Raw genomic sequence first — 16,132 nt, forward strand, 5'->3', positions numbered from 1 at the left:
ACGGCTGGACGGGCGGCGTAGCGAGGGGCATGCGCTCCGTTACCGATCCTCTGCCCTGGCCCGCCTGCCCCGCGCCGTTCAACCTTGCGCGGCATGTGCTTGCCGCCGCCGGGTCCCGGCCTGACCATGTCGCGCTGCAGATCCTGCGGCCCTCGGGTGCCGAACGTTGGAGCTACGGTCGGCTCGAGGCCGCCGTGCGCGGCGTGGCGACCGGTCTTCTGGAGCGGGGGCTTGTGCCCGGCGACCGGGTGATGCTGCGGCTCGGCAACGGAGTCGCCTTTCCGCTCGCCTTCCTCGGCGCGGTGACTGCGGGGCTGGTGCCGGTGCCGACCGCGGCGGGCCTCACATCCGGCGAGGTGGCCCGGCTCTGTGCCGCGCTCGCGCCGAAGCTGATCGTCGCGGGCGAGGGTATCGCCCTGCCCGATCCCGCCCCCTGCCCGGTCCTGAGCGAAGCCGAGCTCCGCGGCTTCGAGGCGCGCCCGCCCGCCGACTGGGCGCTCGGCGATCCAGACCGGCTCGGCTATGTCGTCTTCACCTCGGGCACCTCCGGCCGTCCGCGGGCCGTCGCCCATGCCCATCGCGCGGTCTGGGCCCGTGGCATGATGGCCGGGGGCTGGACCGGCATAGGCGCAGAGGACCGGCTGATGCATGCCGGGGCGCTGAACTGGACCTACACGCTCGGCACCGGGCTCTTCGATCCCTGGGTAGCCGGTGCCACCGCGCTGGTCGCCGCAGAGGGCGTGGCGGTCGAGCAGCTCCCGCTTCTGGCGAAGCGGTTCGACGTCACGGTTTTTGCCGCTGTTCCCGGCGTTTATCGCAAACTCCTCGCGCAAGGAGGACCGCTCGTCCTGCCCCGGCTCCGGCATGGTCTGTCGGCCGGCGAAAAACTCCCGTTGGCGATTCGCCAGGCCTGGCGCGACGCTACCGGCACCGACCTGCACGAGGCGATGGGAATGTCGGAATGCTCGACCTTCCTCTCATCCAGCCCGCTCCGCCCCGCGCCCGATGGCGCGACCGGCTATCCGCAGCCGGGCCGCAGGATCGCGGTTCTCGGGGGCAACGGTCTTCCCGCCGAACGCGGCGAGGCGGGCATCCTCGCCGTGCATCGCACCGATCCCGGACTGTTCCTTGGCGTGCTTGAAGGCGATACAATTGCCCCTCCCGAGGGCGACTGGTTCCAGACCGGCGACATGGTGACGATGGCCGAAGATGGCGCGATCACCTCGCTGGGCCGCGCCGACGACATGATCAACGCAGGCGGTTTCCGCGTCTCGCCGGCCGAGATCGAAGCCGCGCTGAACAGCCATCCCGGCGTCGGCGCCAGCGCGGCGGTCGAACTCAAGGTCAAGGCCGATGCCAGCGTCATCGCCCTCTTCTACATCGGGGAGGCACCCGAGGCCGAGCTGGCGGCGCATGCCGAAGCCTGCCTCGCGCGCTACAAGCAGCCGCGGCTCTATCTTCGCCGCGACGCCTTGCCGGTGACCGCGAACGGCAAGATCAATCGCCGCGCGCTACGTGAGGAATGGAAGGAAACACCATGATCCGGCTCGATATTCTTTCTGACATTGCCTGTCCCTGGTGTTATGTCGGAAAAGCCTATCTCGATCGTGCGCTCGAGGCCCATCCGGAGCATCCGTTCGTCATCGAGTGGCATCCCTACCAGCTCAATCCCGAGATGCCGAAGGAAGGCATGGACCGGCGCGCCTACATGGAGGCGAAGTTCGGCGGCCGCGAAGGCGCCGCCCGCGCCGATGCGCCGCTCGTCAGCCACGCCGCCGAGGCCGGAATCGAGCTCAACCTCGACCGGGTTCAGCGGGCACCGAACACGCTCGACGCGCACCGGCTGATCCACTGGGCCGGGTTCGAGGGCCGACAGACGGCGATGGTCTCGGCGTTGTTCCGCGCGCTCTGGCGCGACGGGCGCGATGTCGGCGATGCCGATACGCTGGCCGATATCGCCGGCGAGGTCGGCCTCGACCGGGACATGATGCGCCGTCTCCTCGATGGCGATGGCGATGTGGAGGAGATCCGCGCCCGGATCGAGCATGCCCGCGAGCGCGGCGTGAACGCGGTCCCGACCTTCATCATCGCCGAGCGCCATGTGCTTCAGGGCGCCCAGCCGACCGCGACATGGGGTAAGATCGTCGAGGAACTGTCTGAGCGCATTGCCGAATTGCGCAGGAATAGCGAGACGTGACCACCGCAGCCGACATCGCGCCGGCCCGGCGCCTGCCCCTGCCGGAGTTCGTGGCGCTTCTCGCGATGATGTTCGCGATGACCGCCTTCTCGATCGACGCGATGCTGCCGGCCATGCCGGAGATCGCGGTGGAACTCGCGCCCGCGGCGCCGAACCGGGCGCAACTGATCATCACCAGCTTCGTCTTCGGCATGGGGCTTGGCACCTTCGTGACCGGCCCGCTCTCGGACGCGTTCGGCCGCCGTGTGGTGATCATTGGCGGCGCGTTGCTCTACTGCCTCGGCGCGCTGTTGGCCTGGGCGGCGCCGACGTTGGAACTGGTGCTGGCGGCGCGGATCCTCCAGGGGCTCGGCGTCGCGGGGCCGCGCGTTGCCGGATTGGCGCTGGTCCGAGACCTCTATGCCGGACGCGAGATGGCGCGGCTGATCTCGTTCGTGATGATGGTCTTCGCGCTGGTGCCCGCGGTGGCCCCGCTCTTCGGCTCTTTCATCATCGCGGGATTCGGCTGGCGCGCGATCTTCATGGCCTTCGTTCTCTTCGCGCTGCTCAGCATGTCGTGGTTCGGCCTGCGCCAGGCCGAGACGCTGCCCAGGGAACGGCGCCGCGCCTTCTCTCCCGCCCCGCTCCTCGCCGCGGCGCGCGAGGTGGCGTCCCACCGGCTCGTGATCCTGGTGACGCTGGTTCTGACGCTGGTTTTCGGAAGCCTCTTTGCGACCCTCGCCTCCACCCAGCAGGTCTTCGACCAGAGCTTCGGCCGGGCCGAGAGCTTTCCGAGATGGTTCGCGCTGATCGCCGTGATCGCCGCGAGCGCAAGCCTGCTCAACGCGCGGCTCGTGACGCGGCTCGGCATGCGGCGACTTGCGACCGCGAGCTTCGCCTTGCAGGCGGTGAATTCCGGGGTCATCGCGGCTGTGTTCGCGCTCGGCCTCGTGCCGGAATGGTTCAGCTTCTGGCTCTATCTCTATTGGACGACAACGGTTTTCTTCATGCTCGGCACGACGATCGGCAACCTGAACGCGCTCGCGCTGGAGCCGATGGGCCATATCGCGGGAACGGCCGCGTCGCTGGTCACCGCGCTCGCAACGGTGCTGTCGGTGGCGGTCGCAGAGCCTGTCCGGCTTGCCTTCGATGGCACGCCCGTGCCGCTGATGGCGGGGGTCTTCGCCTGCTCCGTCGTGGCGCTGCTGCTGATGCTCCTGCTGCCAAGGTCGGAGGGGTGAGCCGCCACGGCAGCCGGGGTCAGCCTTGGCGGACCTTCTCGGCAAGCTCGCGGGCGATCGCAAAGACCCCCTTGATCTTGTCGCTGTCCTTGCTCCAGTCGCGCCGGACGATGACCTTGTTGTCCTTGATCTTGGCCATTCCCCGCTCGGCCTGCAGATAATCCACGAGGCCCGCCGGATTGGGGAATTTGTCCATGTGAAACTGCACCGTCGCGCCTTTCGGGCCGGCGTCGAGCCGGCCGATATGCGCCCGCCGGCACATCGCCTTGATCCGCATGACCACGAGCAGCGTGTTGACCTCCTTCGGCACCGGGCCGAAGCGGTCGATGAGCTCGGCGGCGAAGCCTTCGAGCTCCACCTTCGTCGTGAGCGAGGAGAGCCGGCGGTAGAGCCCGAGACGCACGTCAAGATCTGGAACGTAGCTGTCCGGGATCATCACCGGCACGCCGAGATTGATCTGCGGCGACCATTGCCCGTCCTCGGCGATGGGCGTCTCGAGATCGCCGGCCTTGATCCTGGCGATCGTGTCCTCAAGCATCGATTGATAAAGTTCGTAGCCTACCTCGTTGATATGACCGGATTGTTCTTCGCCGAGAATATTGCCGGCGCCGCGCAGGTCGAGGTCCTGCGAGGCAAGGTTGAACCCCGCCCCGAGGCTGTCGAGGCTGCCGAGGAGGCGCAGCCGTTTCTGCGCGTTCGGCGTGAGCGGCAGGCGCGGCTTCGTGGTGAGGTAGCAATAGGCCCGCAGCTTCGACCGCCCCACCCGGCCGCGGATCTGGTAGAGCTGCGACAGGCCGAACATGTCCGCCCGGTGCACGACCATCGTGTTCGCGGTCGGAATGTCGAGCCCGCTCTCGACGATGGTCGTCGCCAGGAGCACGTCGTACTGGCCGTCGTAGAACGCGTTCATCCGCTCGTCGAGTTCGCCCGCCGCCATCTGGCCGTGCGCGATGACATAGCTGACCTCGGGCACATGGGTCTTCAGGAACTCCTCGATCCCGGGCAGGTCCTTGATGCGCGGGACGACGTAGAAGCTCTGGCCGCCACGGTAGCGTTCGCGCAGGAGCGCCTCGCGGATGGTCACGCTGTCAAACTCGCTGACATAGGTGCGGATCGCCAGACGGTCGATCGGCGGAGTGCCGATTATGCTGAGATCCCGGACACCTGTGAGCGAAAGTTGAAGTGTGCGCGGGATCGGAGTCGCGGTCAGGGTGAGGACATGGATCTCCGACCGCATCTCCTTCAGCCGCTCCTTGTGGGTGACACCGAAATGCTGCTCCTCGTCGATGACGAGAAGGCCGAGATTGCGGAACTTCATTCCCTTGGCGAGCACCGCATGGGTGCCGATGACGATATCCACCGTGCCCTCGGCCAGGCCCTCGCGCGTCTGCGCGGCGTCGCGGGCGGAAACGAAGCGCGAGAGCGGCCGCACGGTGATCGCGGTGCCCCGGAAGCGGTCCGAGAAGGTCTTGAAATGCTGGCGGGCGAGTAGCGTCGTCGGCGCGATCACCGCGATCTGGACCCCGGACATCGCGGCGATGAAGGCGGCGCGCATCGCCACCTCGGTCTTGCCGAAGCCGACATCGCCGACGACGAGCCGGTCCATCGGGCGGCCCTCGGCGAGATCCCCCGCCACCTCCTCGATGGCGGACAGCTGGTCGTCGGTCTCCTGGTAGGGGAAGCGCGCGGCGAAGGCGTCCCATTCGTGATGCGGCGCCTCGAGGATCGGCGCCTTGCGCAGCAGCCGCTCGGCCGCGACCCGCATCAGCCGCTCGGCGATCTGGCGGATACGCTCCTTGAGCTTCGCCTTCTTCGCCTGCCAGGCACCGCCGCCGAGCTTGTCGAGCAGCCCCTCCTCGTGGCCGTAGCGGCTGAGAAGCTCGATGTTCTCGACCGGCAGGTAGAGCCGGTCGCCGCCGGCATATTCGAGCGCCACACAATCATGCGGCGCGCCGAGCGCGGTGATCGTCTCGAGCCCGGTATAGCGGCCGACGCCGTGGTCGACATGGACCACGAGGTCACCCGGCGAAAGCGATTGAGCTTCGGTCAGGAAGTTCTCGGCCTTCCTGCGCTTTTTCGCGCCGCGGATCAGCCGCTCGCCAAGCACGTCCTGCTCGGAGATCACGGTGAGCCCGCCACCCTCGAACCCGTGTTCGAGCGCCCAGACCGCAAGGAACAGCCCGCCCTTGCCCTCGGGCACGTCGCGAATGTCGCGGATAAGCGTGGTGCCCAGCACCTCCTCGTCTTCCAGGAGGCCCTTGAGGCGCTCGCGCGCGCCTTCGGAATAGGAGGCGACCACCACCTGTCCATCCGCGCGGCGCGCGTTCAGATGGTCGGCCAGAGCGCTGAAGAGATTGACGTTTTCAAGCTGGCGCTCGGGCGCGAAGTTGCGACCGATCCGGCCGCCGGCGTCAAGGACACCGGGCCCGGTCGCCTGCGGCAGCTCGACGAACTGGATCACCCGGTGACCAGCAATAGCCACCTGCCAGCCGGCATCGTCGAGATACATCAACCCCGGCGCGCAGGGCTTGTAGACGGAATCCAGCCGGTCCTTGCGCCGCATCGCCTCGCGCCGGGTGTCGTATTGATCCTCGATCCCCTCCCAGCGCGAAAGCCGCGCCGGGGTGAGCTGGTCGTCGAGCATCACGCTCGCGCCGGGCAGGTAGTCGAACAAGGTCTCCAGCCGTTCGTGGAAAAATGGAAGCCAATGCTCCATCCCGGCGTGCTTGCGTCCCGCGCTCACCGCCTCGTAAAGCGGATCGTCGGTGCCGGCGGCGCCGAACTCGATGCGGTAGTTCTGCCGGAAGCGGGTGATCGCCGCCTCGTCGAGGATGATCTCGGAGACCGGCGCGAGTTCTACTGCGGTCAGCTTCTCGGTCGTTCGTTGCGTTGCCGGATCGAAGCGTCGGGCGCCGTCGAGCACGTCGCCGAACAGGTCGAGCCGGACCGGGCCGCCCTCGCCCGGCGGGAAGATATCGATGATGCCGCCGCGGACGGCGTAGTCGCCGGGTTCCGTTACGGTCGGGCTTTGCGAGAAGCCCATGCGGACGAGGAAGCCGCGAAGGGCGGCCTCGTCGATCCGCTGGCCAACGCGGGCGGTAAACGAGGCGGCGGCCAACACCTCGCGCGCGGGAAGGCGCTGCGTCGCGGCGCTGAGCGTGGTCAGGAGGATGAACGGCCCCGGCAGGCCCTGCGCAAGTGCCGCGAGCGTCGCCATCCGGGTCGCGGAGACATCGGCATTCGGCGAGACGCGGTCGAAGGGCAGGCAGTCCCAGGCCGGGAAGGTCAGGACCAGTGCGTCGGGCGCGAAGAAGGCGAGCGCGGCCCGCATCGCTTCCATACGCTTGTCGTCGCGCGCGACATGAAGGACGGGCGCGCCCTTCGCCAGCTCACGGGCGAGGAGGCGGGCGTCGAATCCCTCGGGCGCGCCGGAGAGCGTGATATGGGCAGGCATGGTCATCGCCCTCACCTATCCCGCCCGGCGCAGGAGTCAACCGGGCAGGATCGAGAGGTTCATGTTCTGCAGCATGCCCCAGAACGCGGTGACGAAGATCGAGACGATTCCGATCGCCTGGACCATGATCCGATGCATCGAAAGCCGCCGGCGCAGAACTTCTCCCTGCTCGTCATGCTCCTCGATCCGGGCCGCCGTCGCCAGGCTGAGCAAGCCGACCAGCGACATGGGCAGCGCGATCAGAAAGATCGCCTGGCAGAATTCCACCCGGTAGAGGAAGCCCAGAAGCCCGAGAGTGGTGAGCACGAAGCTGAACATGGCCATCAGGATCACGCCGGCTTCGCGGCCGATATAAAGGATCCGGGTCACATTGACCCGCACGATGTCCTGAAGATCCTGCTCCGCTTTCCCGCCCAATCGGCGTGCGCGCATCACCATGTCGAACGGGATGCCAAGCACCCGGTGCGATGCTGCCGACCAGGTGACCGCCAAAGCGATCCAGTACCAGAGGTTCGAGAACGATCGAAAGTCGATCAGGTCGTGAAGCGTTTGCGTAAAGTCCAAGGCGTTTCCCCGATGCCTGCCGGTTCGATGCTAGCGGCGCCCTGCGGCGGTTTCCACCCTTGAGATATGGTGCGAACCGTGCAACCCGTATTTTCGACCGCAGAGAAGAGACCGCGACATGACCCCGATCCAGGCCCCCTACCCCGCCACCCGATTCCGGCGCCTGCGCCGCACGGCCGCCCTGCGCGATCTCGTGGCCGAAACCCGGCTCGGCGTGAGCGACCTGATCTGGCCGATCTTCGTCACCGACGTTCCCGGCGCCGACGTGGCCGTGCCTTCGATGCCGGGCGTGTCACGGTTGACCGTCGAGGGCGCGGTGCGCGCCGCCGAGGAGGCGGCAAGGCTGGGGATTCAGGCCCTCTGCCTCTTTCCCTACACCGATCCCACGACGAAGACCGAAGCCTGCGAAGAGGCCTGGAACCCCGAGAACCTCTCCAACCGCGCCGTACGCGCGATCAAGGCGGCGGTGCCGGAGCTCGCGGTGATGACCGACGTGGCGCTCGACCCCTACAATGCCAATGGCCACGACGGGCTCGTGCGGGACGGAATCATCCTCAACGACGAAACGGTCGAGGCGCTGGTCAGGATGGCGCTCGCCCAGGCCGAGGCGGGGGCCGACATTATCGGCCCCTCGGACATGATGGACGGACGGATCGGCGCGATGCGTGCCGGGCTAGAGGCGGCGGGTCACAAGGACGTGGCGATCCTGAGCTATGCCGCGAAGTATGCCTCCGCCTTCTACGGCCCGTTCCGCGACGCCGTCGGCGCGTCCGGCGCCCTGAAGGGCGACAAGAAGACCTACCAGATGAACCCGGCGAACCGTGACGAGGCGCTGAGGCTCGTCGCCCGCGACCTGTCTGAAGGGGCGGACATGGTGATGGTCAAGCCGGGGCTTGCCTATCTCGACATCTGCGCCGCGGTGAAGGCCGAGTTCGGCGCGCCGACCTTTGCCTACCAGGTCTCTGGCGAATACGCGATGCTCAAGGGCGCAATCCTGAACGGCTGGGTGAAGGAGGAGGTGATCCTCGAAAGCCTGCTCGCGTTCCGGCGCGCGGGATGCGACGGGATCCTCACCTATTTCGCCCCAGACATCGCGCGTATCCTGCGCGGCTGATCCGGCGAGGTCTCGCGGAGTTGAACGCGTGCTGCGCAAGTCTTGATGACAGGGCGGGCAATCTGCACTATAGATGGTGTTGAAACGGCCAGATAAGGTCGACGTCGGCATTGAGAGCGGAGCAGCGAGATGAGCGGACTTACCCGTCGCGGAGCAATTCTTTATGGCAGCGCCCTGTTGGGGCTTTCGGCTTGCGGCAACGGGGTGGGAGGTTCCGGCGCGGCGCAGCTCGACGCGCGGGTCGACGCCACGCGGGATTTCCTGCGCGATCGCTATCCGGGCACGGTCGATCTGACGAACCGGGCCTCCGGTGTGCTCTACATGCCGCTGATGACCGAGGCCGGTCTCTTCTTCGGTGGCGCCTACGGGCAGGGCGCGCTCCGGATCAACGACATCACCGTCGACTACTACTCGGCGACCCAGGCGAGCTGGGGCCTGCAGGTCGGCGCGCAGCAATACGCCCATGCGCTGTTCTTCATGACGCCGCAGGCGCTCGCCGACTTCCGCAGGGCCGACGGCTGGGTTGCCGGCGCGGACGCGAAGTATGCCACGCCCGAGGGCGGCGGATCGCTCGGTGCCGACACGACAACGACGACCTCGCCGGTCGTGGCGATGGTCTTCGGCCAGGCGGGCTTTATCGCTGGCGCGACAGTCGAAGGCACGAAGTACACGCGGATCATTCCCTGAAGATTTCGTTCGGCGCGGCGCCGGACGGATCGAAGCGGGGGGCTGTCTGCCCCCCGCGCCCCCCGAGAGTATTTGAGAACAGAAAGTGAGACAGGCCGCGGCCGCTTTCTGTCCTTAAATACTCCGGGGGAATCCCCGCGCAAGCGGGGATGGGGGCAGCGCCCCCTTCCGACGCCGCAGCAGTTCTACGGTCAGTCGAGCTTTCTGAGCCGGGCGATCAGGCTTGACGTGTCCCAGCGGCCGCCGCCCATCTTCTGCACGTCTTTGTAGAACTGGTCGACGAGCGCCGTAACCGGCAGGCTCGCGCCGTTCTCGTCCGCGGTGGCGAGGCAGATGCCGAGATCCTTGCGCATCCAGTCGACCGCGAAGCCGTAGTCGAACTTCCCCTCAGCCATGGTCTTGTGGCGGTTGACCATCTGCCACGATCCGGCTGCGCCCTGGCTGATCACCTCCACGAGTTCCTCGATATCGAGCCCGGCCTTCTCGGCGAAGTGGAGCCCCTCGGAGAGGCCCTGGACGAGACCGGCGATGCAGATCTGGTTGGCCATCTTGGCGAGTTGCCCCGCGCCGGTATCGCCGAGGCGCCGGCAGATCCGGGCATAGGCGGCGATGACCGGCTCGGCGCGCACATAGTCCGCCTCGGGGCCGCCGCACATCACCGAGAGCACGCCGTTCTCCGCCCCGGCCTGACCACCCGAGACCGGCGCGTCGACATAGCCGATCCCGCGTTCGGCCGCGCTCGCCGCCAGCTCGCGGGTGACGGCGGCCGAGACCGTCGTGTGATCGACGAAGACCGCGCCCTTCGACATTCCGGAGAACGCGCCGTCCTCGCCGGTGCAGATCATGCGCAGGTCGTCGTCATTGCCGACGCAGGCCATCACGAAATCGGCGCCCCGGGCCGCCTCCGCCGGCGTTGGGGCCGCGGCGCCGCCATGCCTAGCCACCCAGGCCTCGGCTTTCGCGGGCGTGCGGTTGTAGACCGTGACCTCGTGCCCCCTGGCAGCAAGATGGCCGGCCATCGGAAAGCCCATCACGCCCAAGCCGAGAAATGCCAACCTCGCCATCTCATCCTCCCAAGATCATTGCGGTTCAGCCCGTTCTGCCCTAGTTAACCGCCCTGCCCGTGCCGTCAACCGGTCCCATGGGGCGGCGCCGGCATCGGGCGCGCCGTCTTGTGACCTGATCCGAGCCCCGACCTTCATGGCAACCGTGTTTCGCTGGCTTCTGCGTATCTTCACCGGGCTGGTCGTCCTGGCCGCGGCGGCGTTGGGTCTGAGCTATTACTTCGCGTCGCGCTCGCTGCCGGACTATGACGAGGACTTCCGCGTGACCGGTGTCACCGCGCCGGTCGAGATCGTACGCGACACCGCCAATGTGCCGCATGTCTTCGGGGCAAGCGATTCCGACGTCTTCTTCGCGCTCGGCTTCGTTCACGCGCAGGACCGGCTCTGGCAGATGACCATGTTGCGGCGCACCGCGCAGGGCCGGCTTGCGGAGGTTTTCGGGACCGCGAGCGTCAAGACCGACGAACTGATGCGCCGGCTCGATCTCTACGGCCTCGCTGTTAAGTCGGTCGCGGCGCAGGACGAGACGACGAAGGCGGCGCTGGAGGCCTATGCCAAGGGGGTCAACGCCTGGATCGGCATCGTCAACGAAGAGGCGAAGGGCCGCGGCGCGCCGGAGTTCTTCCTCTTCTCGAACGAGATCCCCTATTGGCAGCCGGCCGATTCCATCGCGATCCTGAAGCTGATGGCGATGCGGGCGACCGGGCAGATCGCGTCCGAGGTCCTCACCGCCCGGCTGTCGCTCCTGTCGCAGGACTGGGCGCGCGACCTGATGCCCGACGTTCCCGGCAAGGGCGTGGCCGCGTTGCCGCCCTATGCGAGCCTGATGCCGGGCGTGAAGCGTTCCTTCGCCGCACTCGAACGCGTCCATAACCCGTTGTCGCCGGTGGCCACGATGCCGTTCGCCGGCGCCTCCAACGCCTGGGCCGCGGCGCCGAACCGCTCGGCCGCCGGCGGCTCGCTTTTGGCCAATGACCCGCATCTCGATCTCAGCGCGCCCTCGCTCTGGTACCTCGCACGCCTCGAACTCGAGACCGGCGGTGTCATCGGGGGCACGATCCCGGGCATTCCCGCCGTCCTCACCGGACGCAATGCCGGGCTTGGCTGGGGGATCAGCACCGCCTGGCTCGACGACCAGGACATCCGGATGGAGGAGCTCAATCCCGCCGATCCGGAACGCTACCGGACCCAGGACGGCTGGAAGCCCTTCGTCAACCGCCGTTCAATCATCGAGGTCAAGGACGCGCCGCCGGTGACCGTAACGCTCCGGTGGAGCGACAACGGCCCGATCATTCCGGGCTCTCACTTCGACCTTGCCTCCGTCACCCCGCCCGGCCATGTCGCGGCGCTGAACTGGACCGCGCTCGATCCGGCGGACAAGTCGATGACCTCGGCGATGAAGTTGATGCACGCCCAATCGGTCGAGGACGGCATCGAGGCGGGCAAGGATTTCGTCGCACCGGCGCAGAATGTGGTCATGGCGGATGCTGAAGGGATCGCGATGGTGATGTTCGGCGCCATGCCCGAGCGCCCTGCTGCGATGCAGGGTCAGGGCCGCCTGCCCGCGCTCGGCTGGAAGCCGGAAAACCGCTGGACCGGACGGATGCCCTATTCGGACAATCCGCGCTTTCTCAATCCCGAGGGCGGGATCGTCGGAAACACCAACAACAAGACAGTCGACCGTCCGTTCCCGAACCATGTCGCCTTTCGCTGGGGCGACACCCAGCGGGTCCAGCGCTGGACCCGGCTGATGCAGGAGCGCGAGGTCCACAGCCGCGAGAGCTTCATCGCGGCCCAGCTCGACACCGTGTCTCCGGCCGCCCGCACCTTGCTGCCCCTCATCGCGGCCGACCTCTGGTTCACCGGCGAGGCCGCGCCCACCGGCACGCAGGAACGTCTCCGGCAGACCGCGCTCGAGGTACTGGCCGAGTGGGACGGCGACATGAACGAACACCTGCCCGAACCGCTGATCTACGCGGCTTGGGTCAGGGCGCTCCAGAATCGGCTGATCCGCGACGAACTCGGACCGCTTGCCGACTCCTTCTCCCATGTCGAGCCGCTGTTCATCGAACGCGTCTACCGCGACATCGACGGCGCCTCGCGCTGGTGCGACGTAATGCAGTCTGCGCCGATCGAGACCTGCGCCGAGGTTGCGAGTCTCGCGCTCGACGACGCGGTTCTCGAACTGTCGGAGCGCTACGGGTCGAACGTCGAGAGCTGGCGCTGGGGCGACGCCCACCAGGCGGCGCAGGACCATCCGGTTCTGGGGCGCACGCCGTTCCTCAAGTGGGTCGTCAACATCCGCCAGTCGAAGAGCGGCGGGGACCACACGCTCGACCGCGGGCTCACGGCCGGCAACGGCGACGAGCCGTTTCTCAACGTGAACGGCGCCGGCTACCGCGGGGTCTACGACTTCGCCGATCCCGACAGTTCGGTCTTCATCATCTCGACGGGACAGTCGGGCCATCCCCTGAGCCGCCATTACGACGATCTTAGCGTTCTGTGGCGCCGGGGCGAATATGTACCGATGTCGCTCGACCCCGAACTCGCGCGCGCCGCGGCGACCGGGATCATGGTCCTGACGCCGACCGGTACGCCGTAGCCGCCCATGCCGCGGCGCCAAACCCGGCGGCCTCAGCCGGGCTGGCTGTCCGTGTCCCGGAGCGCCTCGAACGCCGCCTTCTGCCGCGCGCTCCAGCGCACGGTGACGTGGTGACCGTCCTCGCAGTCGGCCTCTGTCACGACGACGCCTTCGCGGTGGAGCCAGGCCCGCGCGCGGCCGGCGGTGAAGGGCAGGACCAGTTCGACCTCGTAGCGCTCGTCATCGAGCGCGGTGGTGATTGCGTCGAGCAATGCCGCAAGCCCCTCCCCGGTAAGCGCCGAGACGGCGTGAACCTCGGGCTTGCGGGCGTCCTGAACCAGGAGTGCCTCGCGCAGCGGTGGGGCCAGCATGTCGATCTTGTTCCAGACCTCGAACATCGGCACCTCTTCCGAGACCCCGAGGCTTTCGAGGATCTCGCCGACATCGGCGGCCTGCTCTTCGGTCTCGGGATGGGCAATGTCGCGCACATGCAGGATCAGGTCGGCTTCCAGCACCTCCTCGAGCGTCGCGCGGAACGCCGCAACGAGCTGTGTCGGCAGGTCCGAGATGAAGCCCACCGTGTCCGACAGGATCACCTTCTTGCCCGATGGCAGCACCACCCCGCGCATGGTCGGGTCGAGCGTGGCGAAGAGCATGTCCTTGGCCAGCACTTCCGCCCCGGTCATGCGGTTGAAGAGCGTCGACTTGCCGGCGTTGGTGTAGCCGACGAGCGCCACGATCGGGAACGGCACCTTGCGCCGTGCCGCGCGGTGCAACTCGCGCGTCTTCACCACCTTTTCGAGCTGGCGGCGGATCTTCACGACCTCTTCGTCGATCGCACGCCGGTCGGCTTCGATCTGGGTCTCGCCGGGGCCGCCGACGAAGCCGAGTCCGCCGCGCTGACGTTCGAGATGGGTCCAGGCGCGCACGAGCCGCGTGCGCTGGTAGTTCAGCGCCGCGAGCTCGACCTGCAGCACGCCCTCGCGGGTCCGCGCCCGGTCGGCGAAGATCTCCAGGATCAGGCCGGTCCGGTCGAGGAGCTTGACCTTCCACTCCTTCTCGAGGTTGCGCTGCTGGACCGGGCTCACCGGACCGTCGACCAGCACAAGATCGATACCGGCCTCGGCGAAGCGAAGGCCCAGTTCCTCGATCTTGCCGGAGCCGAACAGCATTCCGGGATGCACCTTGCCCAGACGCACGACGTCCGCACCGACCACGGCGATGTCGGGCAACGCCGCGGCAAGCGCCACCGCCTCGGCAAGCGCATGCTCCGGCAGGCGACGCGTCCGCGCCGTTTTCAGATCTGGATGAAGGACGTAGGCCCGTGTCGGGCGGTCCTTGACAGTCTTGGGATCGATCAGTCTTCGCCCTCGTAAAGGGAGATGGGCTGGCCCGGCATGATGGTCGAGATCGCATGCTTGTAGACAAGCTGCGATTGGCCATCGCGGCGCAGCAGCACGCAGAAGTTATCGAACCAGGTGATCACCCCCTGCAGCTTCACCCCGTTGATCAGGAAGATCGTGACCGGAACCTTCGCCTTGCGGACATGGTTAAGAAAGGCATCTTGTAAATTTTGCTTGTCGGCAGCCATGTTTATTGTCGCCTTGTTGTTTTCTTCGCGAGTCGCTTCCGCCCCTCGGCGCTGCACCGGGAGCTTGAGGCGAGTATGCTCAAGATTTCGGGAGTTTCCACCGAAAAAATAATGTTGTTCCGGCGTGAACGATCGCCCGAACGTTAGCCACGCCAGAAGTCGGGGTTGAGCAGCGCGATGATCGCCAGCGTCTCGAGCCGCCCCAGCACCATCGCCGCCGCCGCGACTGCGCGCGCGGCCGCGTCGAGCTCGGCCCAGCGGAGCGCGAACTCGCCCGCTACCGTGGCCAGCGGACCGGTGGTCGAGAGCGCGGCCACCGCGAAGGTGGTGGAGGCCTGGAAATCGAGACCGGTCAGCGCCAGCGCCAGCATCGTGATCGCGATCGACAGCGCGAAGAGCATGAAGAAGATCCACGCCATCTGCGCGCCCTGGCGGCGCAGTTTGCGGGCCTGGACCCCGGCGCCGCCGATCGAGCTCGGATGGACCAGCCGTTCGATCTCGCGCTCGCCGTGGCGGTAGAGCGCATAGACCCGCAAGAGCTTCACGCCGCCCGCCGTGGTCGCGACGCCTCCGCCGATCACCGAGAGACCGACGAGAATGAGGCCCGGCGTCGCCAGTCCCGACCAGGTGCGCGCCTCGGCCCAGTCGCCGGATTCGAACCCGGTCGTGGTCATGAACGACAGGACGGTGAAGACGCCGCCCCAGAGCGCGCGCAGCGCGGCGACGGTGTCGGCCACCTCGTCGACCTCGAACGCGCCGACCCAGTGGCGCAGGAACAGAAGCGCCGGCACCACCGTCAGCAGGAGAAGCGCCATGCGCAGCTCGGGGTCGTCGATCAGGCTGCTCGCGTTTCGCATTGTGCGCCCCGACGGATAGAACCGCCGCGACAGGCCGAACACGAGGAACGGGAAGATAACGAACTCGCCCGCCACGCCCGAGCCTGTGCCTCCCATTCCCCCGACCGGCGAGATCCCCGAGGTCGAGAGGGTGGACATCGCGTGGCAGGCCGCGACGAGCGCGGTGTCGCCCGCGAGGATCAGGCCGATCCAGAGCACGAGCGTCGATCCGCCGTAGACCGGCAGGAGCGTGAGCGTGTAGCGCACCAGCCGCTCGGACGCCGTCGCGCCACGCGCGACCTGCCCGCCCGAGACCGCGCCCTGCCCGGCTGTCGCGCCGGTCAGAACCTCGAACCCGCCGAGGTTCATCGGCGCCAGGATCGCCACCGCCGTCACGAGGACGAAGAAGCCGCCCATCCAGCCGACGAGCGCGCGCCACAGGTGCACCGTCGGCGGCAGGCTTTCGGGATAGAAGAGCGTCGCCCCGGTCGTGGTGAGCGACGAGACCATCTCCCACCAGGCGTCGTAGAGGCTGACGGCGGGAACCGACTCGGCCATGGGCACGGCGAGCATCACCGGCAGCACCGTGAAGGTCCCGAGCAGCGTGAGCAGCTGGCCGCGCGCAGGCTGCGAAGGGCGGTTCGCGGCGGTCGCGATCCCGAGCACCGCCGCGAGCAGCAGGAACAGCGTGCCGGAATAGAGAAAGGCGCGCGACACCGGGTAGTTGCGGGTGGCGAAGCCATGAATCGCCGGCACATACATCGCGAGCGCCCCGATCCCGATCAGGATCACCATGAAGGGAAGATCGAGGATGCGGCGCATGG

General features: G+C 67.6%; 12 protein-coding genes. 6 read left to right on the top strand and 6 right to left on the bottom strand.

Annotated features, from left to right (window positions below; genetic code table 11):
• The first annotated feature begins 29 nt into the window (after positions 1-29).
• From OM960_RS05935 to OM960_RS05945, 3 genes are read left to right on the top strand one after another with little or no spacing between them, the layout of a single operon-like run.
• Positions 30-1,541, top strand: coding sequence for a class I adenylate-forming enzyme family protein (locus tag OM960_RS05935; RefSeq protein ID WP_264771356.1), 1,512 nt, complete (start codon positions 30-32; stop codon positions 1,539-1,541).
• Positions 1,538-2,197 carry a DsbA family oxidoreductase gene (locus OM960_RS05940; RefSeq protein WP_264771357.1) on the top strand — a complete coding sequence of 220 codons (660 nt, stop codon included), beginning with the start codon at positions 1,538-1,540 and terminating at the stop codon, positions 2,195-2,197. The genes OM960_RS05935 and OM960_RS05940 overlap by 4 nt, the downstream gene beginning before the upstream one ends.
• Positions 2,194-3,417 carry a multidrug effflux MFS transporter gene (locus OM960_RS05945; RefSeq protein WP_264771358.1) on the top strand — a complete coding sequence of 408 codons (1,224 nt, stop codon included), beginning with the start codon at positions 2,194-2,196 and terminating at the stop codon, positions 3,415-3,417. Before OM960_RS05940 ends, OM960_RS05945 begins: the two co-directional genes overlap by 4 nt.
• 19 nt (positions 3,418-3,436) lie before the next feature.
• Here the strand turns inward: OM960_RS05945 and mfd are convergent, their stop codons facing one another.
• Both mfd and OM960_RS05955 read right to left on the bottom strand, forming a co-directional pair.
• Complete coding sequence (mfd, locus tag OM960_RS05950; protein ID WP_264771359.1) at positions 3,437-6,877, bottom strand: transcription-repair coupling factor; 3,441 nt, start codon at positions 6,875-6,877, stop codon at positions 3,437-3,439.
• Positions 6,878-6,907: 30 nt separating this feature from the next.
• On the bottom strand, positions 6,908-7,435 hold the full coding sequence (locus tag OM960_RS05955) for a component of SufBCD complex (RefSeq protein WP_263332899.1): 528 nt from the start codon (positions 7,433-7,435) through the stop codon (positions 6,908-6,910).
• Between the two features lie 118 nt (positions 7,436-7,553).
• Between OM960_RS05955 and hemB the strand changes: the two genes are divergently transcribed.
• Positions 7,554-8,549 carry a porphobilinogen synthase gene (gene hemB, locus OM960_RS05960; protein WP_263332900.1) on the top strand — a complete coding sequence of 332 codons (996 nt, stop codon included), beginning with the start codon at positions 7,554-7,556 and terminating at the stop codon, positions 8,547-8,549.
• 129 nt (positions 8,550-8,678) lie between these two features.
• Entirely contained in the window at positions 8,679-9,236 is a 558-nt protein-coding gene (locus OM960_RS05965; RefSeq protein WP_263332902.1) for a lipid-binding SYLF domain-containing protein, read from the top strand.
• A gap of 191 nt (positions 9,237-9,427) precedes the next feature.
• Here OM960_RS05965 and OM960_RS05970 read toward each other — a convergent pair whose 3' ends face one another.
• Complete coding sequence (locus OM960_RS05970; protein WP_263332904.1) at positions 9,428-10,300, bottom strand: NAD(P)-dependent oxidoreductase; 873 nt, start codon at positions 10,298-10,300, stop codon at positions 9,428-9,430.
• A gap of 136 nt (positions 10,301-10,436) precedes the next feature.
• Here OM960_RS05970 and OM960_RS05975 point away from each other — a divergent pair, with 136 nt between their 5' ends.
• On the top strand, positions 10,437-12,902 hold the full coding sequence (locus tag OM960_RS05975) for a penicillin acylase family protein (RefSeq protein ID WP_264771360.1): 2,466 nt from the start codon (positions 10,437-10,439) through the stop codon (positions 12,900-12,902).
• Between the two features lie 32 nt (positions 12,903-12,934).
• Here the strand turns inward: OM960_RS05975 and hflX are convergent, their stop codons facing one another.
• The 3 genes from hflX to OM960_RS05990 all read right to left on the bottom strand — a co-directional run bounded on the left by hflX (position 12,935) and on the right by OM960_RS05990 (position 16,130).
• A complete protein-coding gene (gene hflX, locus OM960_RS05980; protein ID WP_264771474.1) occupies positions 12,935-14,242 on the bottom strand; it encodes a GTPase HflX in 1,308 nt (435 codons plus the stop codon).
• A complete protein-coding gene (hfq, locus tag OM960_RS05985; RefSeq protein WP_105512925.1) occupies positions 14,239-14,472 on the bottom strand; it encodes an RNA chaperone Hfq in 234 nt (77 codons plus the stop codon). Before hfq ends, hflX begins: the two co-directional genes overlap by 4 nt.
• A gap of 143 nt (positions 14,473-14,615) precedes the next feature.
• A complete protein-coding gene (locus OM960_RS05990) occupies positions 14,616-16,130 on the bottom strand; it encodes a TrkH family potassium uptake protein (RefSeq protein ID WP_263332909.1) in 1,515 nt (504 codons plus the stop codon).
• Positions 16,131-16,132 lie beyond the last annotated feature (2 nt).

The organism is Defluviimonas salinarum (genome assembly GCF_026013545.1).
In the GTDB taxonomy this organism is placed as follows: Bacteria; Pseudomonadota; Alphaproteobacteria; order Rhodobacterales; family Rhodobacteraceae; genus Albidovulum; species Albidovulum salinarum.